The organism is Curtobacterium sp. MCBD17_003, assembly GCF_003234885.2.
Taxonomy (GTDB): Bacteria; Actinomycetota; Actinomycetes; order Actinomycetales; family Microbacteriaceae; genus Curtobacterium.
Genome location: NZ_CP126275.1, coordinates 723,269 through 747,083 on the forward strand (window position 1 = coordinate 723,269; position 23,815 = coordinate 747,083).

A 23,815-nucleotide genomic window follows, 5' to 3' on the forward strand; every position below is an offset into this window, starting at 1 on the left:
CCGTTCGGCCACTGCGCTCGTAGCTCAATGGATAGAGCATCTGACTACGGATCAGAAGGTTGGGGGTTCGAGTCCCTTCGAGCGCACACTGTGTTGAGACAGCAGTGAACGAGAACGCCCCGGCATCGCCGGGGCGTTCTTCGTTGTCCCGGTGATCTCGGAACCGGAGCGACGTCGCGTCGAACGTCCTGGTGGCGACGCCCAGCGGCCGCCGCGTCCGCGCTGCTCGAGAGCGGCTGCTGTCCGCAGTCCGTGCGCAGCGGTCCTCGACCGGAGCCGGGACGGCCACGTGAGGAGGCCGCCTGCTGGACAACGGCCTCGCTGATCGGCGGCATCCGCGCGCATCGGTTCGGGCCTGCGCGTGAAAACTCTGTGTTACAGTCTTGCCGTGACCGATTCCAGCACTGGACGCCGCTTCCGTGACGGATTACCGTCGCCGTATGACGAGTTCGGGTGATCGCGGGTCCGTTCGGCCACCGGCCGCGGGGGACGTCGATGGCACTCCGGCCGACGGCAACGCTGGGACGCCCGATCCGATCGACCTCGCGCTCCTGACAGCGCTCGCTGCGGACGGTCGCGCTTCCTGGGCCGCCCTGGGCGAGGCATCCGGATGCTCGGCATCGACAGCACAGCGGCGGGTCGGTCGCTTGAACGTGCTGGGCTTCGTCCGGATCATCGCCGCGACCGACGTGCTCGCAGCCGGGTTCGGGGTGTCGGCGATGGTCCGGATGCGCTGTGGCGCGAGCCGGACGGCCGATCTCGTCGCACGACTGCAGAGCCGCCCCGAGGTCCGGTTCCTCGCCACGCTGACCGGCACTGCGGACTGCGTCGCCGAGCTCGTGGTCGAGCGGATCGCGGACATCGGACCCCTGCTCGCCGACATCGCGCCGGGCGGTGATGTCGAGACCGAGGCGTTGCCCGTGCTCCGCACGTTCACGGCACCCTTCACGGTGTTCCCGGGGAAGTCCCTCCCGATGCCCCTGAGCGCGACGGCCAACGCGCCTGCTCCGGACCTCGGCGCCGATGACGGGGTGCTGCCCACCGAGGTCGCCGCGACGCCGCTCGAGCGCGCGATGGTCGGCGCTCTCGTCCGTGATGGGCGGACGCCGCTGAACGACCTCGCGCGGCACCTCGATCGAACCGAGACCGCCACGCGTCGCGCGCTCGAGCAGCTCATCGCCTCCGGGCGGGTCCGCGTCGGACCACTGGTCGCGCCGGCGCTGCTCGGCCTGGGCACCGAGCTCATGGTCTGGATCTCGGTGGCGCCGGACCTGCTCGGTGCGGCCGCACGACAGCTCGCCCAGCACCCCGCCGTGCACTACGCGGCCGCGACCCTGGGACGGTACAACCTCATCGGCCAAGCGTTCCTCCGGGACTTCGCCGCGGTCTACACCTTCGCCACGGACGTGCTCGGAGCGCTGCCGGGTGTCCGCGAGGTCGACGTCACCGTGCAACTGACCACCAGGAAGCGCATGTGGCGCCGCATCGAGGACGGCCGGTTCGTCGACGCCGACGACGCGCAGGCCCCCGTGCTGACATGACCGGCACCGCGGCGGCCCCGACCGGGGTCGCCGCTCCGACCAACCCACCCGACGAGGAGTGACCCCATGAGCGAGATCGAGCAGCAGGAGCCCTGGCGCTGGCCCGAGGAGGTCTGGCGCGGCCACGTGGAGCGGGTGCGGGCCGGCCGCAGCCTCCTGCCCGCAGCGGGCCCCGGTCGCTGGCCGGACGGGGCACGCGTCGCGGTGGCCATCTCGTTCGATTCGGATCACGAGACCCCGGCACTCCGGGACGGCGAGACGTCACCCGGGCGCATGGCCCAAGGGGAGTACGGAGCCCGTGCAGCAGTGCCACGCATCCTCGAACTGCTCGACCGGTACGAGGCCCCCTCGTCGTTCTACATGCCGGCGGTCTGCGCGCTGCTGCGTCCGGACGAGGCCCCGACGTACGTCGAGCACGGCCACGAGGTCGCGGTGCACGGCTGGATCCACGAGCGGAACACGCTGCTGGCGCACGACGACGAGCTCGATCTGCTCGGGCGTGCGATGGAGGTGCTCGAGTCGCAGACGGGTGTGCGCCCGACGGGCATCCGAACGCCGTCCTGGGACTTCTCGGACTCGACGCTCGACGTCGTCCGCGAGCTGGGGTTCACGTACGACTCGTCCCTGATGGCGGACGACGACCCCTACGAGATCCTGCAGGACGGTGAGCGCACCGGCATCGTGGAGATCCCGGTGGACTGAATCCGTGACGACGCGCCGTACCTGATGATGGAGCGGTTCCAGTCCCTCCGGCCGTACACGCCGCCGCGCGAGGTGGGCCGGATCTGGCGTGACGAGTTCGACGCCGCGTACGCGGCCGGTGGTGTGTTCCAGCTGACCATGCACCCCCACTTCATCGGGCACCGGTCGCGGCTGCTCGTGCTCGACGAGCTGCTCGCCCACATCCGCACGCACGACGACGTCTGGTTCGCCACACACGCCGACCTCGCCGCGCACGTGGCGCCCGGCCTGGCCGACTGAGTCGCCGGCGAGTACCCCGTCCGTCGACCGCGTACCGCTCCACCCGCCCATCCACCCCGTCCCGTTCCACCGACCAGAAGGGGTCATCGTGACCCAGGACGCAACCCCCGCAGCAGCGCTGCCCAACGCACCGACGGCGACCAGCACACCCCCGCCCGTCGCGACGAGTGACACGAAGCTGTCCCGCCGTGGCCGCAAGGCGATCCTCGCCGGCGGCATCGGCAACGTCGTCGAGTGGATCGACTGGTCCGTCTACACGACGTTCTCGTCCGTCTTCTCGCACCACTTCTTCCCGTCCGGTGACGACGCCGCCGCGCTCCTGGCGACGCTCGCGGTGTTCGCGGTCGGGTTCGTCATGCGCCCGGTGGGTGCGGCGGTGCTCGGGGCCTTCGCGGACCGCCACGGGCGCAAGAAGGGACTCATGCTCACCATCGGGTTGATGGCGGCCGCGTCCCTGGTGATCGGCGTCACGCCGAGCTACTCGGTGATCGGGATCGGCGCGCCGATCGTGCTGCTGCTGGCCCGGCTCGTCCAGGGGTTCTCGGCCGGTGGCGAGTTCGGCTCCTCCTCGGCGTTCCTGGTCGAGTCCGCGGCACCGCGCCGCCGGGCGTTCGCGGGCTCGTGGCAGCAGGTCTCCGTCGGGGCGGGGGTGCTCGTCGCATCCGGCATCGGCGCGATCATCACCTCGACGTTCTCGGCGAGCGCCCTCGACGCCTGGGGTTGGCGCGCCGCCTTCGTGTTCTGCGCCGCGATCGGGCTCGTCGGGATCTGGCTGCGCACCAGCGTCGAGGAGACCGACTCGTTCACCACCCAGCGCCGCGACGACGAGGCCGGGGAGGTCCGGCGCCGCAACCCGATCGTCGCGATGTTCCGCGACCACCCCGGTGCCACGGCACGGGTGTTCGGCGTCACGATCGCGGGCACGCTCCTGTACTACATGTGGGTCTCGTACATGCCCACCTACGCCGCCGTCACGACGGGCCTGCCGCTCAACGAGGCGCTCCTGGCCAACGTGATCGCGATGGTCGTGTTCCTGGTGCTCCTGCCGTTCGCGGGTCTCCTGTCCGACAAGATCGGACGGAAGCCGACGATGTCGATCTTCGCCGGCGGGTTCCTCGTGTTCGCCTGGCCAGCGTTCACGATGCTGAACGGATCGTTCTGGATGCTCGTCCTCGTCGAGGTGATCGGGATCGTGCTGTTGCTCGGCTACTCGGCGAACTGCGCCGTGATCATGGCGGAGCAGTTCCCGCCCGAGGTGCGAGCCACCGGGATCGGCCTGCCGTACGCGTTGGCCGTCGCGATCTTCGGCGGAACCGCGCCGTACATCACCACCTGGATGAGCGGCGCGGGTCTCGGCCACGTCGTCTGGGTCTACTGCGCGATCGCCGCGGCGATCGGACTGGTCGTCTACCTGACCATGCCCGAGACCAAGGGCAAGGTCCTCAAGTGACGCGGCACGTGCTCGTGACCGGCGCCGCGAGCGGCATCGGTCTCGCAGTCGCGACCCGGTTCGCGACCGACGGCGCGCTCGTGACCATGGTCGACCTCCGCGCCGAGCCACTCGACGCGGCGTCCGCGTCGGTCGCGTCGGTCGCCGCACTCGGTCGGGAGGCGGTGGTCACCATCACCGCGGACCTCCGCGAACCCGACGCGCCCGCCGCGGTCGTCGACAGGGCATGGGACCGAGCGGTCGTCGACGTGCTCGTCAACGCGGCGGGCGTCTACCCGGCGACCCCGTTCCTCCAGCTCGACGCGGCCACGTGGGACGCGGTCCAGGCGGTCAACGTCCGCGCCCCGCTCCTCGCCACCGTCGCGCTCGCGCGGCGGGCCGAGACGGCGGGGACGCGGCCGTGCGTCGTGAACATCTCGTCCGGTTCGGCGCTGCGTGCGCGTCCCGGCGCGGCCCCGTACAGCACGTCGAAGGCCGCGCTGGAGATGGTGACCCGTGCCTCCGCACTCGAGCTCGGCGCCGCCGGCATCCGCGTCAACGCGGTCGCGCCCGGGTTCGTCGACGTCGACAGCGACGTCAACCGTGTCACCGACGAGTACGCCGCAGCGGTGTCCGCCAACCCGCTCGGTCGTCGAGGCCGCCCGACCGACATCGCGAACGCCGTGGTCTGGCTGGCCGACGACACGGCGGCCGAGTGGGTGACCGGCTCGATCCTCCGGGTCGACGGCGGATCGTCGACCGGAGCCCACGCACTGCCCCTGAGTTGGGACCCGGTCGACGCGCGTGCCGACACGGACGACCAGCCCATCCGAGAGGAGACATCCGCATGACCACCGACCGCACCACCACGATCGTCGGCGCCGGCGCGATCGGGGGCACCCTCGCCGTGCACCTCGACGCCGCGGGCGTCCCGGTCCAGCTCGTCGACGCCGATCCCGCCCACGTGGCAGCGATCCGTGAGCGCGGGCTCACCCTGCTCACGCCCGACGGGGCGACGACCGCGCACGTGCCCGCGTACACGCTCGAGGACGCGCCCGACGAGCTCGGCCGGGTCCTGCTCGCGGTCAAGGCGCTCGCCACCGATGCGGCTGCCGCCTGGATCGCACCGCGGCTCCGCTCGGACGGGTTCGTGGCGTCGCTCCAGAACGGACTCAACGAGGCCACCATCGCCGGGCACGTCGGTGTCGACCGGACCGTCATCGCCTTCGTCGACCTCTTCGCGGACGTGATGGAGCCGGGGGTCGTCAAGGACGGCGGCCACGGGGGCATGGCCCTCGGCGAGTTCGCCGGCGGGACGAGTGACCGCGTGCGCGACCTGGCCGCCGATCTGGCGCACTGGGGGAGCCCGGTCGTGTCCGCCAACGTCGAGGGCTTCCTCTGGTCGAAGCTCGGCTTCGGCGCGATGCTCACGGCCACCGCGCTCGCGGACGACGACATGAGCGACCTCATCGACCGCAACCGCGCCGTCATGACGACGCTGGCGCGCGAGGTGTTCGACGTCGCGGACGGCCGGGGGATCGCACTCGAGCCGTTCGACGCGTTCGACCCGCAGGCGTTCCGTTCCGGTGCCGATCCGGCGACCACCGAGCGTGCCCTCGACGACCTCGTCGCCTGGCTCGCCACGCAGTCGAAGACGCGGTCCGGCATCTGGCGGGACATCGCCGTCCGGCACCGGCGGACCGAGGTGCCGGCGCACTACCGCCCGGTCGTCGAGATGGGTGCCGCGCAGGGCGTCGCGCTGCCCGCGATCGAGGCGCTCATCACCGCGATCGTGCGCCTCGAGGAGGGCGAGAGTGCGATGGACGAGGCCGCGATCGCCGCGCTCGCGCCGTCGACGGTCGGGGAGGCGCGATGACCGCCACCGGGACGACCACCGACCTGCTCGACTGGGTCGCCGGGCACCGCGACGCGATGGTGGGCGACGTCCTGGCGTACGTCGGGATCGAGACGCCCTCGGACGCGCCGGCGCTCCTCGCGGAGGGCCTCGCGTGGGTCGAGCAGTGGCTCGGCGAGACGGTCGGTGCTCCCACTGCTCGCGCCGTGCACCCGACCGACGGCCACGGTGACGTCGCGGTACTCGACCTGGAGGCGCCGCTCGGCTCCGACGTGTGGGTCACCGCGCTCTGTCACTACGACACCGTGTGGGCCGCCGGGACCATCGCTGCGCGTCCGGCCGCCGTGGACGGCGACCGGATGACCGGACCCGGGGTCTACGACATGAAGGCCGGACTGGTGCAGCTCGCGTGGGCGATCCGTGCCGTGGACGCCGCCGCACTCCCGCGTCCGAACATCCGCCTGCTGCTCAACGGCGACGAGGAGGTCGGCAGCAAGGGCTCCCGCACCGTCATCGAGGACACGGTCCGGCGCACCGACGGACCCGTGCTGGTGTTCGAGGCGTCCGCCGGAGAGCACGGCGCACTGAAGACCGCCCGGAAGGGCGTCGGGCTGTTCGACATCGAGATCACCGGCGTCGAGGCGCACGCGGGACTCGACCCCCGCGCCGGGGCGAGCGCGGTGGACGAGCTCGCCCGGGTCGTGCTGACGCTCCACGGCGCGACGGACCTCGAGGCCGGAACGAGCTGCAACGTCGGTGTCGTCGCGGGCGGGACCCGTCCCAACGTCCGTGCGGGACACGCGTCCGCGGCGCTCGACGTCCGCGTCTCGTCGTCCGAGGAGGCGGACAGGATCGACGGCGTGCTCGCGGCGCTCACCCCCGAGAACCCACTGGCGACGATCACCGTCCACGGTGGGTGGAACCGACCGGTCATGGAGCGCACCGAGGCCAACGTCGCCCTGTTCGCACGTGCTGAGTCGGTCGCCCGCGGCATGGGGCTGACGGTCGAGGAAACGGCGGTCGGCGGCGCCAGTGACGGGAACTTCGCCTCTGCGCTCGGTCGCGCCGTGCTCGACGGACTGGGCGCCGTCGGTGACGGAGCGCACGCGCGGCACGAGTGGGCGAGCGTGCAGGGCATGGTGGAGCGGACCGCACTCGCGGCGGGCGTCCTCGTCGACCTGGCGAGTGGGACTGACGTGCGCCGCTGAGTCCCGCGAGCAGGACGGCGGACGGGAGGCCGGGCCTCCCGTCCGCCGGTGTCAGGGGTGGGCGGGCCCGACCACGACCGCGCCCGTCGTCAGCAGGTGCACGGTGCCCGATGCGCAGGCCGTGTACGCCGTGTCCTTGATGAACAGCGACGTCTTCGACCCGGGCGGGTAGACCCGGAACCCGTCGGCCGGCTGCGGCGAGCACTCGGCGGCGTCGTATGCGGCGGCCTGGGTGATCTTGAGCGCGACCTGTCCCTGGGCTCCCGGCCCGAGGGTGACGGTGTCGTGCTCGGAGGTCCGGTCGAGCTCGGCCGGCGCGCCGATCTGCTCGCCGTCCCCGCCGCCGACGAAGGACACGCCAGGCCAGCCTTGCAGGGTGCACGGCGTGGTGCCGGTGTTCGTCAGCGTCAGGACGATGCCGACGCTGCCGGCCGCACCGCCGGTGCCTTCCGCGGTACCACCGCTGAGCTGATCCGTGGTGCAGCGGCCGCCGGCGGCCGAGGTCGAGCCGTCCGAGTCTCCGGTGCCGCTCCCACCGGTGCCGCTCCCGCCGGCGGTGACCGACGGGCTGGCGGTCGCCGTCGTGGTCGTGGTCGCCGTGGCGGTCCGCGTGGCCGTGACCGTCGGTCGGTCGGAGCCGCTGCCCGAGCCGGCGCAGCCGGTCAGGGCGATCACCGCGGCCAGGGCGGTCGCGGACGTGAGCACCATCGTCGTCGTCTTCACCAGGCCGACCCTAGCGCCGGCCTGGAACAGACCACGATGCGACTCGGAGGCTCCGATGCGGAATCGATACGTCAGTACCCGGCGTTCCGCGCGAGCTCGAGCGCGATGGTGTTCCACCAGGTCCCCGCGGCCGGTCCACCGTTGCACGTGCCGTCGGAGGCCCCGACGGTCTTGATCCACAACGCGGCGTCCTCGTTGCCGTGGCTGCTCGCCGCCGGTGCCTGGCCGATCGCGCGTCCCCGGGCGTTGCACCACTCGCCGTCGGAGCCGTTGCCGTTGCGCGACGTGTCGATGACGTAGTGCGCGCCGCCGAGCAGTCGGGAGACCTCGTCGGCGTAGGCCTGGACGTCGCTCGTCGACTTGTAGTTCGACACGTTCACGGCGAACCCGCGCACGCCCTGCACGCCGGCGGCGAGGAGGCGGGACACCATCGTCGCGGTGTCGACGCCGGAGTTGCTCGTCCCGGCGTCGAGGTAGACGGTGGCGCCCGCGGCGGTCAGGGTGGTCGCCGCAGCGCGCAGGAGGCCCGTGCGGTCACCTTGCACGTCGGGGCATCGGCCGAGTTGCAGCAGCGCATCGGGTTCGAGCACGACGGCGACCCGTCGGTGCGCGATGCCCGCGGCGATCTGGGCGATCCACCTCGGGTAGTCCGTCGCCGAGAAGCCCCCGGCCGAGTAGCTCCCGCAGTCGCGGCCGGGGATCCCGTAGACCACGAGCGTCCCGGTGCGGCCCGCGGCGACGGCGGCTCCGACGTACGCGGACGTGGTGGCGGCGACGGTCGCGATCGTGTTGCCGCTCCCGAGCCACCGCGTGCCGCCGTGCGCGCTGATCCGGTCGAGCACCGCGGCGTCGGTGGTGTCGCCGCTGGCCCGGAGCGCCGCAGCGGCGGCGACGGAGGGGTAGTCGGGGTCGACGTAGGGCGCGGCGGTGGTGAAGGGGTCCGTGCCGACGCTCGGCACCGGGGGCACCATCGGCGTGGGGGAGCCCTCGGCCCGCCACTGTGCGGTCGTGATCGGTGTGCTCACCCCAGCGACCCGCTTGACCACCTGCGATGACCCGACGCTGCTCAGGTAGTACGTGTCGGCTCGGTACGTCACGGACGATGCCGGGATGCTCGCGGTCTCGGCGGCCGTGGCGTGCCGCCAGACCCCGACCGGGGTGCGCACGATGATCTCGGAGGGGTTCGACGCGTAGCTCGAGTACTCCATCGCCGGGACCCGGTCGACGATGCGTGGCGTCGGCGTGCCCTGGGCCGTCCACTGCGCCGTGGTGACGGTGCTGACGACGTCGCTCGACACCTTGTAGATCGGGCCGGTGGTCCCGACCCGGAGGAACTGTGTGTTCGCCAGGTACGTGACGGCGTCCGGCGGCACGGCGGCGGCCTCGGCCGGCGTGAGCAGGCGGTAGCCCGCGGCGGTCTTGCCGATCACCTCGGCGGGCGCCGAGGCGTAGCGGACGTAGCCCGTGTAGGTGGTCGCCGCCGACGCGGCGCCCGGGCGGGCGAGTGCCGCCGCGAGGACGGCCACGACGACCGCGAGGAGGGTGACGACCGTGCGGACGTTGGACACGAGGGCGCGCCGGAGACGCGGCGCACAGGGGTTCGACACTGGTGCTCCGTGGTGGGGGGAGGGCGTGGGGAGTCGGCCGGAGCGGTGGCCGGGCCGCTCCTGATCAGCGGTCCGGCCCCTGGCCGACATCGAGGATCGCTCCTGCTCCCGGTGTCGGGGCAGCCTCCGTTCGGGGGGTGGTTCTGCCCCAGAACGGGGGTCGACCGCCACCCCCGGCGCGAGCGGCGGGGATCGACGCCGTGATGTCCCGGTGGCCGTGTACGTCCTGACCCGGCGCGCCGCCCCATGACGGACGGTTGTGGCGGCCCGGCTGAACGACCACGCAGCCGTCCCGGCGTGCTCTGGACAAAACGCTGCGTCGAACGGCCCATCGCCAGTCACGTTCGCCGTCAGCGTTCGAAACGAGGAGTGAGCGCTCACTGTGAGCGCTCACCTCGACGTACACTCGACCGGGCCGCCGAGCCAACCGGACTCGGCGGATGGGATGACGACGGAGTTGTGATGACATCGACGGAGATGACCGCGCGGGACGCCCGCAGGACGACCGGGCACCACCGCAGGGGGATCGTGGTGTGGGCCTCGGTGATCGCAGGGCTCGGAGGGTTCCTGTTCGGCTACGACACGGGCATCGTGTCGGCCGCGCTGCTGTACGTGGCGCCCGAGTACCACCTCGGTGAGTTCGGACAACAGTTCTTCGTGGCGATCCTGCTCGCCGGCGCCGTGATCGGCGTCATGGGCGGTGGTCCGGTGGTCGACCGCCTCGGTCGACGCCGCACCCTGATCCTGCTCGCCGCGATCTACATCGTCGGCGCGCTCGGCAGCTCGCTCATCGGCTGGCTCCCGCTCATCTACGTGTCGCGGTTCCTGCTCGGCCTGAGCGTCGGGTCGTCCTCGCTCGTCGTGCCGATGTACATCGCCGAGATCGCCCCGGCCCGCATCCGTGGGCGCCTCGTGTCGTTCAACCAGCTGTTCGTGGCGCTCGGCATCTTCGTGTCCTACCTGGTCGGCTACGCGTTCGCCCCGATCGAGGGTTGGCGTTGGATGATCGGCCTCGCCGCCGTGCCGGCCGTCGTCATGCTGGTCGGCCTCCTGCCGCTGCCCGAGAGCCCGCGCTGGCTCGCCGCGAAGGGCCGGGTCGACGACGCCCGCGCCGTCCTCGAGCGCATCCGGTCCACCGTGGCCGAGGCCGCGGCGGAGCTCGGTGACATCACCAGCGCGATCAAGTCCGAGCACGCGGTCAGCTACCGGTCGCTGTTCCGGACCCGCGGTGTCCGTCGCGGCATCGTGATCGGCGTCGTCGTCGCGGCCACGAACCAGCTGTCCGGCGTCAACGCGATCCTCTACTACGCGCCCACCATGCTGAAGTCCGCCGGGTTCGGGGACTCGTCCGCGATCCTCAGCTCGGTCGGCATCGGCGGGGCATTCCTGCTGTTCACCCTGATCGGACTGCTGCTCGTCGACTTCCTCGGCCGCCGCTGGCTCCTCATCGGCGGAACCCTGATCGTCGCCATCGCGCTCGCCGCGATCGGTGCGCTCTACCTGTTCCCGCAGTCGTCGACGGTCGGCGTGCTCCTCGTCATCGGCCTCATGATCTACGAGGGCGTGTTCGCCGCGAGCCTCGGCATCGCGATCTGGCTCGTCAACAGCGAGGTCCTGCCCAACCGGGTCCGTGGCAAGGCGCAGTCCTTCGGCACGGTCACCCACTGGGGCCTCGACCTGATCATCTCGCTCGTGGTCCTCAGCGTGATCTCGGGCCTCAGCGCCACGACCCTGTTCTGGGCGTTCGCGGTCTTCGCGATCGCGGGCACGATCACGATGTGGAAGATCCTGCCGGAGACCAAGGGTCGGAGCCTCGAGGACATCGAGCGCCAGCTCGAGGAGGCGTAGGACCGGCGACGGGAGGAGCGGTGCGGACCCGCACCGCTCCTCCCGTCCGACGACGAGGATCGGGTGTCCTCCCGCTTCGGGTCACGGGAGGACACCCGCCGTTCGCCGCCGTGTCCTGCTGGTGGTCCAGGGACACGGGAGGCGCCGACCGGAACGGGGATGGTCGGCCTTCGCGACCCGATCGGCCGCGAGGAACGTCTGTGGTTGTCGGTGAGACGCCGACCCGGAACTGTTCGAGTTCCGCATTCACCGTCCCAACAGCGCACTGTACGTGTGTCCAGGTCCGGAGACAAGGGGTTGCGCGGAGCGTTCCCGTCCGTCGCCGGGGTCAGAAGTAGGCGATCTGGTGGGGGGTCCGGATGGGGACGAGCATGGCGCGGAGCCGCGCGGCCGACCCGGCTTCCGCACGGACGAGGCCGGCGGCGACGAGCGTGCCGACGTCCACCGCGCCGAGCACGAGTGCGCCGAGTTCCGCGACGTCGAGTTCGACGTCGGCCTCGTCCTGTCCGCCCGCGGTCCGCTCGACCGTCGCACGGCCCTGGACCACCGACAACCGCAGCGTCCCGTCCGAGAACCCGAGTGCGTCGTGGACGCCGATCGTCACCGTGCCGTCCACCGCGAACGGGCGGGACGCGAACGTCGCCACCGGGTCGAGCACGCGGAACCAGACGTGGTCCTCCTCGAACACGGTGGACAGCGCACGGTCGTCGGCGAGCACGTGGAGGACCGGGTCGTCGACGCGGGCCGTCCCGTACCGGACCACGCGCACGAGGTCGACGGCGAGCAGGTGGTGCCAGAGCGCGATGTACGCCTCGTCCGTCGCGGCGACGAGGTCGACGATCTCGAGCCGCACCGCGTGCCGCTCCGTCTGCTCCGCCTTGTACGTCACGTAGCCGTCGACGGGCTCCGACCGGGAGGGCCGGTGCACGACCGCGCGCACCGCCCGGTTCGGCTCACCGTCGCCCTGGCGACCGAGGAGGGCGTTCCAGGTGCCCTCGTTCCGGGTCATCGAGCCCGGCGTCCGCGCGTGGAACCGCTCGTACACCTGTCGGGCGAGCCCCTGGGCCAGGACGGCGGTGTCGACCGGGGCGATCTCGCCCCTGGCCGGCACCAGCAGCGGGAGCGCCGCGGATCGGTCGACGTCGATCGTGCGCTCGCGGATCGCGGCGCCGAAGCCGAACCGGCGGTAGATCGTGCCTTCGCTCGCCGTCAGGCTCGCGAGCGGGTACCCATCGTCCGCCGCGCGGTGCAGGGAGTCGGTCATCATGCGCCGCAGGACCCCGCGCCGGCGTTCGGACGGGCGGACCGTCACCGACGCGATCGCGAAGGTGTCGATCTCGGTGCCGTCGCCCCAGCTCAGGCGCTTCGGGAGACTGCCGAACGTGCCGACGGGAGCGTCGACCTCGAGCGAGTCGGGCATGGGGTCGCGCCGGTGCACGCCGAGCAGCTCAGTCCGGTCGTCGATCACGTGCCGGACCATCCGCCCGAGACGGTCGGGGGCCACCTCGGGCTGGTGGAACCCGGCGTCGACGCTCGCGAAGAACGCGGTGGTCTGCGCGTCGGCCGTGCCCTCGGGCGTCAGGCCGGGCGCGAACCGGCGGATGGTGTAGCGGTCGTCGAAGCTGCTCTGGTCCACGTGCCCACGCTACCGACCGCGCGCTGCCCCCTTCCGCGGGATCGCAGTCGTTGCCGTTCTGGGATCGGTCAGAGCGGCGACGACTGCGATCTCGCCGAGGGGCGGCGCGGTCAGCCGACCGTCACCGGAGCTGCCGGCGGCTTCGTCCGGGTGCGCCGCCACACGAAGAACCCGGTGAGCGTGAACACCCCGTAGAACACGTACATGAGACCTGAGGCGTAGTAGCCGGCCGAGAACAGCAGGGGAACGCCGACGACGTCGACCGCCACCCAGATCAGCCAGAACTCGACCCAGCCCTTCGCCATGCCGTAGGTGGCCAGGAGCGACCCGACGAAGATCCACGCGTCGCTCCAGACGGGCTCGTACGACCCGAGCGCCCGGAAGATCGGGGTGAGCACGAGCGTCCCGCCGACCATGCCGACAGCGAGCAGGGCCCGCGTCCGCCACGAGGCCCACCGCGGCTCGACGACGGCGTCGCCGGGCTCGGGTCGCCGCGTCCACCGCCACCACCCGTACACGGACACCACGATGAACATGATCTGTCGCCCGGCCTGACCGAGCAGGTTGACGGGGTTCGGGGTGTCGAACACCGCGCCCATGAACACCGTGAACAGCAGCGCGTTGCCGACGATGCCGACGGGCCAGGCCCACACCCGACGGCGCATGCCGCCGAGCGCGCTGAGCAGGCCGAACACGTTGCCGACGATCTCGCGCCACAGCACGGTCTGGTCGCCGATGACGAGCTGCGCGTCGAACAGCCACCGCAGGAACGCCATGTTGCTCCACTCCGGGTCCACGAGTCGGGACCGCACCGGTCCATGCAACCGCATCCAGCGTGGTCGCATTCCGGGAGGCGCGTCCCGCTCCCGCCACCCGGCCTACGCTCGTCGGCGTGGATGCGACGACGGACGACGCGGGCGCGATCAACCGCGCCCGCACCGCGATCGCCGAGGCCGTGCAGCGGCTCGGGGCCGCCGGTGCGCGCGACGAGGCCGTCGGCGAGTACGTCGAACCGCGCCGCGTGCTCGGGATCCGGCGGGAGCCGACCATGCGCGACCTGGGGCGCGCGTGGCGGCTCGGGGTGCTGCTCGTCGACCGGGTCGGCACCGTCCGCGCGACGGGCCTGATCACCCGCGTGACGGAGCCGGGCCGACCGCAGTACCAGTCGACGTCGGCGGAGATCCGTCGGGCGTACCGTGCGGCGGCGGTCAAGGGCGGGTTCCGCGCGGGCGACACCGTCAACCACGGCACCGTGCCGATCCCGCTCGACGAACACCTGCGCGGCGCCGCAGGTCCCCTGTCCGTGCGCGACGGCGAGGTCGTCGTCCGCTGGAGCCCCGCCGTCGCGGACGGTGATGCCCTGCCGCTCGCGCAGTACCTCGCCGACCGCGTCGACCTGCTCGTCCATCCGCCCGAGGGCGCCTGAAGCGCGAGATCGCGGGCGTTGCCGTTCTCACCGGAGCCAGAGCGGCAGGGACTTCGATCTCGCGGACAGGGGGACGGGCGGCCGGCTGCGGCACGCCCGGGTGCCGGCCGTGCAGGCGCCCGGGGGCCGATGGAGGACACTGGGAAGGCAGCCGTCCAGGAAAGGAACAACCCGTGACCGACGTCTCCTCCCAGCCTCCCGCCGAGGGTGACGACCGCGAGGTCCTCACCAACCGTCAGGGCCACCCGGTCTACGACAACCAGAACCAGCGCACCGTCGGCGCCCGCGGGCCCGCGACGCTCGAGAACTACCAGTTCCTCGAGAAGATCAGCCACTTCGACCGCGAGCGCATCCCGGAGCGCGTCGTCCACGCCCGTGGCTTCGTCGCCTTCGGGTACTTCGAGGCGACCGGCCAGTGGGGCGACGAGCCGATCGCGCAGTACACGCGCGCCAAGCTGTTCCAGGAGGCCGGCAAGCGCACCGACGTCGCCATCCGCTTCTCGACCGTCATCGGTGGCCGGGACTCCTCCGAGGCCGCCCGCGACCCGCGCGGCTTCGCGGTGAAGTTCTACACCGAGGACGGCAACTGGGACCTCGTCGGCAACAACCTCGGCGTCTTCTTCATCCGCGACGCCATCAAGTTCCCGGACGTCATCCACTCCCTCAAGCCGGACCCCCAGACGTTCCGCCAGGAGCCGGCCCGCATCTTCGACTTCATGTCGCAGACACCCGAGTCGATGCACATGCTCGTCAACCTGTTCAGCCCGCGCGGCATCCCGGCGAACTACCGGACGCAGCAGGGCTTCGGCGTGAACACCTACAAGTGGGTCAACGCCGAGGGCGAGACGAAGCTCGTCAAGTACCACTGGATCCCGTCGGTCGGCGTCAGCAGCATGACCGAGGCCGACGCCGCCGCGGTCCAGGCGGGCGACCTCGGCCACGCGTCGAAGGACCTCCACGAGGCGATCGAGCGCGGCGAGTACCCGGAGTGGGAGCTCCGCGTCCAGATGATGGACGACCACGACCACCCCGAGCTCGACTTCGACCCGCTCGACGACACGAAGCTCTGGCCCGAGAACGAGTTCCCGCCGAAGAAGGTCGGCACGATGGTGCTCAACCGGAACGTGTCGGACTTCTTCGCCGAGAACGAGCAGATCTCGTTCGGCACCGGTGTGCTCGTCGACGGCCTCGACTTCTCGGACGACAAGATGCTCGTCGGCCGCACGTTCTCGTACTCGGACACGCAGCGCTACCGCGTCGGGCCGAACTACCTGCAGCTCCCGGTCAACCAGCCGAAGAACGCGCGCGTGCACACGAACCAGCGCGACGGGCAGATGGCCTACCACCAGGGCGGCGGACCCAATCCGCACGTCAACTACGAGCCCTCGATCACGGACGGCAGCCTCCGCGAGGCCGAGTACCCGACGCACGACGAGCAGGGGCCGGAGATCGTCGGGCGGCTGACGCGCAAGCGAATCCCGCGCACGAACGACTACACGCAGGCCGGGCAGCGCTTCCGGCTCATGGAGGACTGGGAGCGGGACGACCTCGTCCAGAACTTCGTCACGCTCATCTCGCAGGCGGCCCGCCCGGTGCAGGAGCGCATGCTCTGGCACTTCTACATGGTCGAGGACGAGCTCGGGCAGCGCGTGGGCGAGGGCCTCGGCATCACCCTCGAGGAGGTCGCCGACCTGCCGCCGCTGCAGTCCCAGACCCTGTCCGACGACGAGCTCGCCCGCCTGGCGAACCTCGGGCACAACGGCCCGCGCGACGTCGAGGGGTTGCTCATGACGCACTGCGTGCCGGACAAGCGCGCCGTCATGGCCTGATCAGGTCGTCCGCCGTCCGGGAGGCGCGGTGCGGGTCCGTCCCGCACCGCGCCTCCCGTGCATTCGGCGTCGTGCGACACCGCGCTGGACGCGGACAGCAGGACCGCGCACGTCAGGACGGACGCGAGCCGCCCTCGAGCAGGAGCACCTGCCCCGTGAGGTAGGCGTTCCCGAGCACGGCGAGCGTGAGCTGGGCGACCTCGTCCGGACGCCCGAGCCGTCCCACCGGCGGCGTCGGGACCGACGAGGGCATGCCGTCCATCATCGCCGTGTCCGCGATGAGTGCCGGGGCGATCGCGTTCACCGTGACCCCGTGCGCGGCGGCCCTCGCGGACAGCGCGTGCACGAGCCCGTGCAGCCCGGCCTTCGACGCGGCGTAGTGCGGGCCGACGAACCCGCCCGTGAACGCGGCGACGCTCGAGGTGAAGACGATCCGTCCCCAGCCGCGCTCGACCATGCCGGGCAGGAGTGCCTGCGCGAGGACGAACGGCGCCGTCAGGTTGACGCGGAGTGCGCGCTCCCAGTCCTCCGGGCTGATCTCGTCGAGGGCGCGGACGTCGCCGACGCCGGCGATCGGCAGCAGGACGTCGACCGGTCCGAACGGGTCCGCGGCGGCCTCCGCCACCGCGTGCAGCCGCTCGGTGTCCGTCATGTCCGCCTCGACGAGCACGAGTCGGCCCGTGCGCCCCGGGTCGAGTTCGGCCGTGGAGGCGCGGCTGCGGTCGCGTACTGTGCCCACCACCGCGTACCCCGCGTCGAGGAGGCCCCGGGTCACCGCCCGCCCGATGCCACCGGTGACGCCCGTGACGAGCGCGACCCGTCCCTCCCGGCTCGGTTCCGACGTGGGCCGTTCGTCATCTGCCATGCCACCTGCCTACTCGCCGGCGGGTTCCCGGCGCCCGGCGGCGCCCGCCTGCGTGGCCGGTGCGGACCCCTACCGCTCGGTGCCCCTACCGCTCGGTGCCCCTACCGCTCGGTGCCCCTACCGCTCGGTGCCCCTACCGCTCGGTGCCCCTACCGCTCGCCTACCGCTCGATGCCGCGGAGGACGTCGACCGCGCGGGTGATGTCGTCGCCCGTGGCGTCGAGGTGCGTCACCATGCGGATGCGCGTCCGGCCGGACTGCATCACGCGCACGCCCTGGGCCTCGGCCTCGTGCGCGAACCGCGCCGCGTCGGACACGTCCGCGAACACGATGTTCGACTCGACCGTCGCGGGGTCGACCCCGACGGCCGCGGCGAGGAGTCGGGCGTTCACGTGGTCCTCGGCGAGGCGGTCGACGTGGTTCCGGATGGCGTACCGGCCGGCCGCGGCGAGCATCCCGACCTGCCGCATGCCGCCGCCGTAGCGCTTGCGCCAGATGCGGGCGGCGTCGATGCGCTCCTGCGAGGCGACGAGCACCGACCCGACCGGGGCGCCGAGGCCCTTCGACAGGCAGACCGAGACCGTGTCGAACCCGGCGGCCAGCTCGCGCAACGGCGTGCCCGAAGCGACGTGCGCGTTCCACAGCCGAGCGCCGTCGAGGTGCACCGCGAGCCCGTTCCTCCGCGCGTACTCCTGCACGGCGCGGACCTCGCTCTGGGGCTGCACGGTGCCACCGCCGAAGTTGTGGGTGTTCTCGATCGCGATCGCAGCGGTGGACACCATGTACGACCCGGCGTCCGGCTCCGCGATCTGCTCGACCGCCCGGTGGTCGAGGCGGCCGTACGGCGTCGCCCACGTCCGGGTCGTGATCCCCGAGAACACCGCGGCGGCGCCGAGCTCGGCTCGGGCCACGTGGGCCTGGACGTCGCAGACGAGCTCCTGGCCCGGGGCGACGAGCATGCGCAGTCCGAGCTGGTTCGCCATCGAGCCCGACGGCGCGTAGAGCCCCGCCTCGAAGCCCAGGAGGTCGGCGACCTCGGCCTCGAGCGCGTTGACCTCCGGGTCCTCGCCGTACACGTCGTCGCCGACCTCGGCGTCGAGCATCGCGGCGCGCATCGCGGCGGTGGGGCGGGTGACGGTGTCGGAACGCAGGTCGATGGGCACCCGACGACGGTACTCCGACTGGTCGTGGCGCTCCGCATCCGACCCGGGGTGCGGCTGGGCCGCGGTGGGGACAGCGCCTGGGCCTCCTCGGTCGCGAGTCCCGGATGGGGCAGGGCAGGCTCATCGGAACCGCTTCCCGACCGGGCGTCTGAGCTGGTCATGGTGGGTGCGTCCGTGCGGTCGTTCCGCGAGCGGCCGTGGCTCGCACGACCCGAGAACGGACACCGAACGGCACGGCAGGTTCGTCCAGACGGGGTGATGCCCCGGCCGCTGCGGCGTGTCGGCGGGTCATCGCAGGGCCCCGATCGCTTCCTTCGCCGCGGCAGCGACGAGCGCGTCACTGGGTTCGGCTGCCTGGGTGCTCTTGGTGGTCTGGATCGCGAGGACGATCGGCGCACCCGAGGGCGGCCACACCACGGCGATGTCGTTGCGGACGCCGTAGTACCCGGTGCCGGTCTTGTCGGCGACCGTCCATCCCGCCGGAACGGCGGCGCGGACGAGGTCGTCCCCCGTGGTGTTCGCGCGCATCCATACGGTCAGTCGGGCGCGCTCCGATGCGTGCAGCACGCTGCCGAGCACCAGCCGATCGAGATCCAGCGCCAGCGCTCGAGGTGTCGAGGTGTCGCGGTCGTCGCCGGGCACCGCCGCGTTCAGGTCGGGCTCCGTCCGATCCGACCGCGTGGTGGTGTCCCCGATTCTCCGCAACGCGGTCTCGAACCCGGCGGGGCCCCCGACTCGCTGCAACACGATGTTGCCGGCCGTGTTGTCGCTCTGCTCCAACGCCGCCGCGACGACGTCGCCGAGGCGCATCCCGGACTCGACGTGCTGCGAGGTGACCGGCGAACCGGCCAGGATCTCGTCCTGCGCGAGGTCGACGTGCGCGTCCAGATCGGTCGATGGGTCGGCCAGCAGGACGCCGGCGGCGAGCGCTTTGTAGGTGGACGCGTAGGCGAACCGCCGGTTGGCGTTGTAGGCCACGGTCTGCCGGGTTCCGGTGTCCAGCGCGAAGACGCCCAGCGTCGCGCCGTACGTCTGCTGCAGACGGTCGAACGCCGGTGCTGTCGTCGCCGCCGCGCTTCGTGCCTCGTCTGGCTCGGACGTGACCGATGACGTCGGTCCCACCGCCCGGTGTGCGTCGTCCACGCCGGAGCATCCGGCCATGGCCAGGACGGCGATCGCTGCGACGACGGAACGTGCGAGCGCGCGCACTCGAGATGTCTGCATGACGCAACCCTTGCGACTGCCCGCCCGTGCAGTCAAAGACGGCTGGCTCGAACACCCTGCATGACCGGCATGCTCCGACCGTGGACCGCGTCGGCGCGCGCTGCGTCGTCGACGGCCGCGAAGACGCTCCGCGCGGTGGTCCGCTTCTTCAGCTGGTGAACGCCCTGCGATCGCCGAGGATCGCAGACCCCTGAGCATCGACGACCGCTCCGCGTGCGACCGGCAGACTGGAGGCCCAACGGTGGTCAGCAGGCGGCTCACGTCCGGCTCCGGTCGCCGACACCGTTCACCGATGCGGAGGACAGTCCATGAAAGCCGAACCCCTGAGCGGATCCGTCGCGCTCGTGACCGCAGCCGCTCGCGGGATCGGGCGATCGATCGCGCTCGACCTCGCCCAACACGGTGCCGACGTCGCCCTCGGGGTGCGCGACCCGGAAGGTGCCGCGGCGCTCGCGGACGAGATCCGCGCGCTGGGCAGGAGCGTGGCCGTCGTCGCGATGGACGTGACCGACCTCGCTGCATGCCGGGAGGCGGTCGATCGCGTCGCTGCGGAATTCGGGACCATCGACATCCTGGTGAACAACGCCGGCGGGAGCATCGTCGAGGATGCGTTCGACGTCACCGAGGAACACTTCGATGCCGTCTGGTCGCTCACCACGAAGTCGACGTTCTTCATCTCGCAGTACGTCGCTCGCCACATGCGGACTGTGGGCCGAGGCTCGATCGTGAACATCGCTTCGCAAGCCGGCCTCGTCGCGCTGCCTGGCGAGTCCTCCTACTGCACCAGCAAAGCCGCCGTGATCCATCTCACCAAGTGCCTGGCAGTCGAGTGGGGCCAGTACGGGATCCGTGTGAACGCCGTTGCGCCGACCTTCATCGAGACGGACGGCACCGCTCCAGCCCTGTCCGACGACGCGTTCCGGGACGACACGGTGGACCGCATCGCCGCTTTGCACCGCATCGGACAGCCGCACGAGGTCGCCGCCGCCGTCACCTTCCTCGCAGGCGAGGGGGCCTCGCTCATCACCGGAACCGCGCTGCCGATCGACGGGGGCTGGACGGCCCGCTGACCCGAACGGAGGCGCGTCGCCGACGCGGCTCGATCCACTGGTACGGCGTCGCGGCGCCAGCGGCTCGATGCTCGACCCCAGGGGTCATGGTCGTCCTGGCAGCAGCCGTGTGAGGGGCCGGGTGAGGCGTGCGAGGAGCGCCGCGCGTTCGAAGAACGAGACCATCTGCCGGGGTGCGTCGTCGTTGAAGATCATGGCGAGACCGCGTGCTGATGCTGATGCTGATGCCTTCGCTCGGCGGAACATCTTCCGCTCGTAGCGTCCGAGTGCACGGTCGAGGTGTGGGCTCTCGATGACGGCGCGGGCGAGGTCTGCGCCGTCGATGAGGGCGAGGTTCGCGCCCTCGCCGGCGAACGGGGACATCAGGTGCGCGGCGTCGCCCACGGCCGTCACTCCTGGTACTCGGCGCCAGGTGAGGCCGATCGGGAGTGCGTAGATCGGACGCGGCCAGATGGTGTCGTCGCTGTCACGGATCATGTCCGTCAGCGGTCCGGCCCAGTCCCGGTACTCCCGCAGCAGCGCCGCACGCGCCGCCATCGGGTCGGTCCAGTCGATGCCGCTGGTGGCGGCCCAGTCCTCCGGCACGCGGAGACCGAGCCCCAGTGCGATCTCCTCTCCGCCATGGCCGCCGATCGACTTGTTGTCCGAGAGGGCGAAGAACGTCCCGTGCCCGGTCGTGCGGAGCGCCTCAGGGTGCGCACGGACCGCGTCCGAGAGCCGGAGCTCCACCATCGTGATGCCCGTGTACTCCGGCACGGTCGATGTCAGCGCCGTGCTCCGGACCCTCGACCACGCGCCATCGGCGCCGACGACGAGGTCTGCTGTGACCGTGCTCCCGTCGACGAACTGCAGTTCCCGCACCGGACCGTTCGTTCGGACCCCGGTGACCTTCGCGCCCCACCTGATCGTTCCTGGCTCGAGTGCGTCCACGAGCAGTTGCCGGAGTGCCTGCCGCTCGACTTCCGGGCGGCCGTTCCCGCCGTCGACTTCGCTCTCGTCCACCAGCAGCCGCGCGTGGCGGTCCATCACCCGTGTCGCTTCACCTCCATGGCGAACGAGCGCGCGGAACTGATCGAACACGCCGGCCTGACGGAGTGCCTCTTGCCCGGTCGCGGTGTGGATGTCGAGCGAGCCGCCTTGTCGGCGTGCGTCTGCAGCGGTGTCGGCCTCGTGGATGGTGACGGGCACGCCGGCTCGTTGCAGGATCCGGGCACAGACCAGGCCGCTGAGTCCTGCTCCCACGACGGCGACCGCGGGCCGTTCTTGCACGTTCATGGTCGGGACGGTAGCACTAGTCACTAGGAGTTCATAGTCACTACAGCTCGGTAGGATGGCGGCATGGGAGATGAACAGGGGCGGCGGGAGCGGAAGAAGGCCGTGACTCGCCAACGCCTCACGGACGCCGCCGTGCGGCTGTTCCTCGCTCGCGGCTACGACGCCGTGACCGTGGCCGAGGTCGCGGAGGAAGCAGACACCGCGCTCACCACGCTGTTCGCCCACTTTCCCGACGGGAAGCAAGCCCTCGTGTTCGGAGGCAGTGGGGACCGCGCGGCGAGCCTCGCACAGGCCATCGAGGGTCGACCGGTCGAGCAGGATGCCCTCACCGCGGTCGAGGAGTTCATCGCCGCGCACGGCCCGTTCGACGGGAAGCGGGACACTGCGACCAGTGCCGTGTTCGATCTGATCCGCATCACGCCCGCATTGACCGAGTACGCACGTCAGCGCTGGGTCCGATGCCAGGACGTGCTCGCCAGGACGCTCACAGAGGTCGGTGGGTACGGCTCTCCGGCCGCCGTGGACGCCCTGGCCCGATTCGTCCTCGAGTCGCCGCAGATCGCCGGCGCTCACCCGCGCCCGGGCCAGGCGCTGCACGAGATCTTCGATCACGTTCGGAAGGGATGGCCCCACGTCGAGTAGCCGACGGCGTCGCGAGTCCTCACGGACGTGCAGCCGTCGATCGGCTCCCGCACGTGCTCCGCCTGATCGCACCAGCTCACTGCATCAACGGGGACTCGCTCTCCGAGAGGAGGAGCCATGTACATCACGGACTGGCCTGGCCGCAGCACGTCGACGCCGACGAGGCGGCACGGATCTTCCACCACTACTTCCAACACCGGACCGTGCCCGACGACGACACGCTCCGCCTCATCGACGACATGTGATCGCCGCCGGAGCCCGAGCACCGCTCGTCGACATCGAGGGTCCTCCACCGAGCGGTGGAGCCGGCATCCGCCGGTCGTCGGACGGAGGTGCTCCTGCTGGCGGTCGACGCGGCGGTGGCCGCACGTGGAGGCTGGTCGTATGTCTGGATCCAGCACGTCCCGTTTCCGTCTCATGACCGCGACCGCCATCGCCGCGTCGGTCGCACTGCTCGGCACCGGGTGCAGTTACGTCGACCAGCAGATCGGTGACGCGTGGGCGGTCACCTACGAGGTCCACGTCGACCGGCCGACCGGCGCGGAACTCACCGAGGTCAAGGCCGAGGGTGCCAGGGAGCGTGGTGACGCTCCGGAGGTCCAGCGGCTCGGATCCGTCACGACGGGCACCACGGACGGTGACGGGTCGCGGTGGACGCACGACGTCGTGGTCCTGACCGAGCAACGAGCGTCGGTCACCGCGACGCCCGGGAAGGGTGCCACGGCGACCTGCCGGATCCTGCTCGACGGGAAGCGCGTGATCGCGACCGAGACGTCCACGACTCCAGGTGGGCGTGTTGCGTGCTCAGCGACGACGCCGAAGTTCAGCTAGCGCGACCCACTCGGACACTGCTCCGCCTACCGAACGGTAGGTAGACTGTACTCATGACACAACCGGTCCGACGCGCGGCGGCCGTCAGCCGGCGCGGGAGCGACACGCGTCGACGCGCCCAACGTGCTGCGCTGCAGCTGTTCACCCGGCAGGGGTACGAATCGACCTCGTTGCGGGAGATCGCCGACGAGCTCGGGATCAACAAGGCGTCGCTGTACCACCACTTCGCGAGCAAGGAAGCGATCCTGCAGTCGCTCTTCGACGAGCGCGGCACCGAGGCCCAGGAGCTCCTCGCATGGCTCCGCGAGCAGCCACGGACTCCGAGGCTGCTCGAGGAGACCGTGCTGCGCTGGGTGGACACGTTCACCAGCGACAAGCTCGCCGCGATCCGGTTCATGACCGCGAACCCGCTCGTGATCCGCGGTCTCGCCGACTCGAGCGGGCGGAGCATCGGTGCGCCGCTGAACGCGATCGTGGACGAACTCACCGCGCTCGTCCCCAGCGGTCGCGAGCAGGACGGCCTGTTGGTGCGGATGGCGGTCCTCAGCATCAACGCAGCCGTGCAGGCCGCGGTGCACGCCGAGGTGACGGACGCGGACGTCATCGCCGCAGCGCAGCGGGCAGCGCGGGCGCTGGTCCGCGAGGTCGGCGGCACACCGTGAA

23 protein-coding genes and 1 tRNA gene are annotated in these 23,815 nt (G+C 71.5%); 16 read left to right on the plus strand and 8 right to left on the minus strand.

Annotated elements, in window-relative coordinates; all coding sequences use genetic code 11:
- The first annotated feature begins 13 nt into the window (after positions 1-13).
- From DEI88_RS03525 to DEI88_RS03560, 8 genes are all read left to right on the plus strand, one after another.
- A tRNA-Arg gene (locus DEI88_RS03525) sits at positions 14-86 on the plus strand.
- Positions 87-440: 354 nt separating this feature from the next.
- Entirely contained in the window at positions 441-1,541 is a 1,101-nt protein-coding gene (locus DEI88_RS03530; protein WP_111072256.1) for an Lrp/AsnC family transcriptional regulator, read from the plus strand.
- Between the two features lie 66 nt (positions 1,542-1,607).
- A complete protein-coding gene (locus DEI88_RS03535) occupies positions 1,608-2,243 on the plus strand; it encodes a polysaccharide deacetylase family protein (protein ID WP_220038167.1) in 636 nt (211 codons plus the stop codon).
- Positions 2,244-2,267: 24 nt separating this feature from the next.
- Entirely contained in the window at positions 2,268-2,522 is a 255-nt protein-coding gene (locus DEI88_RS03540) for a polysaccharide deacetylase family protein (RefSeq protein ID WP_220038166.1), read from the plus strand.
- An 88-nt stretch (positions 2,523-2,610) separates the two neighbouring features.
- Entirely contained in the window at positions 2,611-3,972 is a 1,362-nt protein-coding gene (locus tag DEI88_RS03545) for an MFS transporter (protein ID WP_220035649.1), read from the plus strand.
- A complete protein-coding gene (locus DEI88_RS03550; protein WP_111013843.1) occupies positions 3,969-4,802 on the plus strand; it encodes an SDR family NAD(P)-dependent oxidoreductase in 834 nt (277 codons plus the stop codon). Before DEI88_RS03545 ends, DEI88_RS03550 begins: the two co-directional genes overlap by 4 nt.
- Positions 4,799-5,827 (plus strand): ketopantoate reductase family protein, encoded by a 1,029-nt coding sequence (locus DEI88_RS03555; protein ID WP_220037215.1) that lies wholly within the window; start codon positions 4,799-4,801, stop codon positions 5,825-5,827. Before DEI88_RS03550 ends, DEI88_RS03555 begins: the two co-directional genes overlap by 4 nt.
- Complete coding sequence (locus tag DEI88_RS03560; protein WP_220037500.1) at positions 5,824-7,014, plus strand: M20 family metallopeptidase; 1,191 nt, start codon at positions 5,824-5,826, stop codon at positions 7,012-7,014. Before DEI88_RS03555 ends, DEI88_RS03560 begins: the two co-directional genes overlap by 4 nt.
- Before the next feature lie 51 nt (positions 7,015-7,065).
- On the opposite strand, the gene DEI88_RS03565 is transcribed toward DEI88_RS03560, so the two are convergent.
- Positions 7,066-7,737, minus strand: a complete 672-nt coding sequence (locus DEI88_RS03565) for a DUF4232 domain-containing protein (protein WP_258370203.1) — start codon at positions 7,735-7,737, stop codon at positions 7,066-7,068.
- 71 nt (positions 7,738-7,808) lie between these two features.
- Entirely contained in the window at positions 7,809-9,305 is a 1,497-nt protein-coding gene (locus DEI88_RS03570; RefSeq protein ID WP_181434907.1) for a glycoside hydrolase family 6 protein, read from the minus strand.
- A gap of 501 nt (positions 9,306-9,806) precedes the next feature.
- Between DEI88_RS03570 and DEI88_RS03575 the strand changes: the two genes are divergently transcribed.
- Entirely contained in the window at positions 9,807-11,192 is a 1,386-nt protein-coding gene (locus tag DEI88_RS03575; RefSeq protein ID WP_220038165.1) for a sugar porter family MFS transporter, read from the plus strand.
- 328 nt (positions 11,193-11,520) lie between these two features.
- Here DEI88_RS03575 and DEI88_RS03580 read toward each other — a convergent pair whose 3' ends face one another.
- Both DEI88_RS03580 and pnuC read right to left on the minus strand, forming a co-directional pair.
- Positions 11,521-12,828: a GNAT family N-acetyltransferase gene (locus tag DEI88_RS03580; protein WP_111072255.1), complete on the minus strand. Its 1,308-nt coding sequence runs from the start codon at positions 12,826-12,828 to the stop codon at positions 11,521-11,523.
- 110 nt (positions 12,829-12,938) lie between these two features.
- Positions 12,939-13,604, minus strand: a complete 666-nt coding sequence (pnuC, locus tag DEI88_RS03585; protein WP_111010218.1) for a nicotinamide riboside transporter PnuC — start codon at positions 13,602-13,604, stop codon at positions 12,939-12,941.
- Between the two features lie 116 nt (positions 13,605-13,720).
- On the opposite strand from pnuC, the gene DEI88_RS03590 reads away from it, so the two are divergent.
- Both DEI88_RS03590 and DEI88_RS03595 read left to right on the plus strand, forming a co-directional pair.
- Positions 13,721-14,254, plus strand: a complete 534-nt coding sequence (locus DEI88_RS03590; protein ID WP_111072254.1) for a hypothetical protein — start codon at positions 13,721-13,723, stop codon at positions 14,252-14,254.
- A gap of 173 nt (positions 14,255-14,427) precedes the next feature.
- Positions 14,428-16,083 carry a catalase gene (locus tag DEI88_RS03595; RefSeq protein WP_111072253.1) on the plus strand — a complete coding sequence of 552 codons (1,656 nt, stop codon included), beginning with the start codon at positions 14,428-14,430 and terminating at the stop codon, positions 16,081-16,083.
- A 112-nt stretch (positions 16,084-16,195) separates the two neighbouring features.
- Here DEI88_RS03595 and DEI88_RS03600 read toward each other — a convergent pair whose 3' ends face one another.
- The 3 genes from DEI88_RS03600 to bla form a co-directional block, all read right to left on the minus strand.
- Positions 16,196-16,948, minus strand: coding sequence for an SDR family NAD(P)-dependent oxidoreductase (locus DEI88_RS03600; protein WP_111072252.1), 753 nt, complete (start codon positions 16,946-16,948; stop codon positions 16,196-16,198).
- A gap of 160 nt (positions 16,949-17,108) precedes the next feature.
- A complete protein-coding gene (locus DEI88_RS03605) occupies positions 17,109-18,110 on the minus strand; it encodes a threonine aldolase family protein (RefSeq protein ID WP_111072251.1) in 1,002 nt (333 codons plus the stop codon).
- 288 nt (positions 18,111-18,398) lie between these two features.
- Positions 18,399-19,334 (minus strand): class A beta-lactamase, encoded by a 936-nt coding sequence (gene bla, locus DEI88_RS03610; protein WP_111072250.1) that lies wholly within the window; start codon positions 19,332-19,334, stop codon positions 18,399-18,401.
- 308 nt (positions 19,335-19,642) lie between these two features.
- On the opposite strand from bla, the gene DEI88_RS03615 reads away from it, so the two are divergent.
- Complete coding sequence (locus tag DEI88_RS03615; RefSeq protein ID WP_111010021.1) at positions 19,643-20,404, plus strand: SDR family NAD(P)-dependent oxidoreductase; 762 nt, start codon at positions 19,643-19,645, stop codon at positions 20,402-20,404.
- Positions 20,405-20,488: 84 nt separating this feature from the next.
- Here DEI88_RS03615 and DEI88_RS03620 read toward each other — a convergent pair whose 3' ends face one another.
- Positions 20,489-21,679 (minus strand): FAD-dependent oxidoreductase, encoded by a 1,191-nt coding sequence (locus DEI88_RS03620; RefSeq protein ID WP_111072249.1) that lies wholly within the window; start codon positions 21,677-21,679, stop codon positions 20,489-20,491.
- Between the two features lie 63 nt (positions 21,680-21,742).
- Between DEI88_RS03620 and DEI88_RS03625 the strand changes: the two genes are divergently transcribed.
- From DEI88_RS03625 to DEI88_RS03640, 4 genes are all read left to right on the plus strand, one after another.
- Positions 21,743-22,321 (plus strand): TetR/AcrR family transcriptional regulator, encoded by a 579-nt coding sequence (locus DEI88_RS03625; protein WP_111072248.1) that lies wholly within the window; start codon positions 21,743-21,745, stop codon positions 22,319-22,321.
- A 53-nt stretch (positions 22,322-22,374) separates the two neighbouring features.
- Positions 22,375-22,566 carry a hypothetical protein gene (locus DEI88_RS03630; RefSeq protein WP_111072247.1) on the plus strand — a complete coding sequence of 64 codons (192 nt, stop codon included), beginning with the start codon at positions 22,375-22,377 and terminating at the stop codon, positions 22,564-22,566.
- Positions 22,567-22,738: 172 nt separating this feature from the next.
- Positions 22,739-23,152, plus strand: coding sequence for a hypothetical protein (locus tag DEI88_RS03635; protein ID WP_111072246.1), 414 nt, complete (start codon positions 22,739-22,741; stop codon positions 23,150-23,152).
- Between the two features lie 53 nt (positions 23,153-23,205).
- The gene (locus DEI88_RS03640) at positions 23,206-23,814 is read left to right on the plus strand and encodes a TetR/AcrR family transcriptional regulator (protein ID WP_111072245.1); all 609 of its coding nucleotides are present in this window, start codon (positions 23,206-23,208) and stop codon (positions 23,812-23,814) included.
- Position 23,815 lies beyond the last annotated feature (1 nt).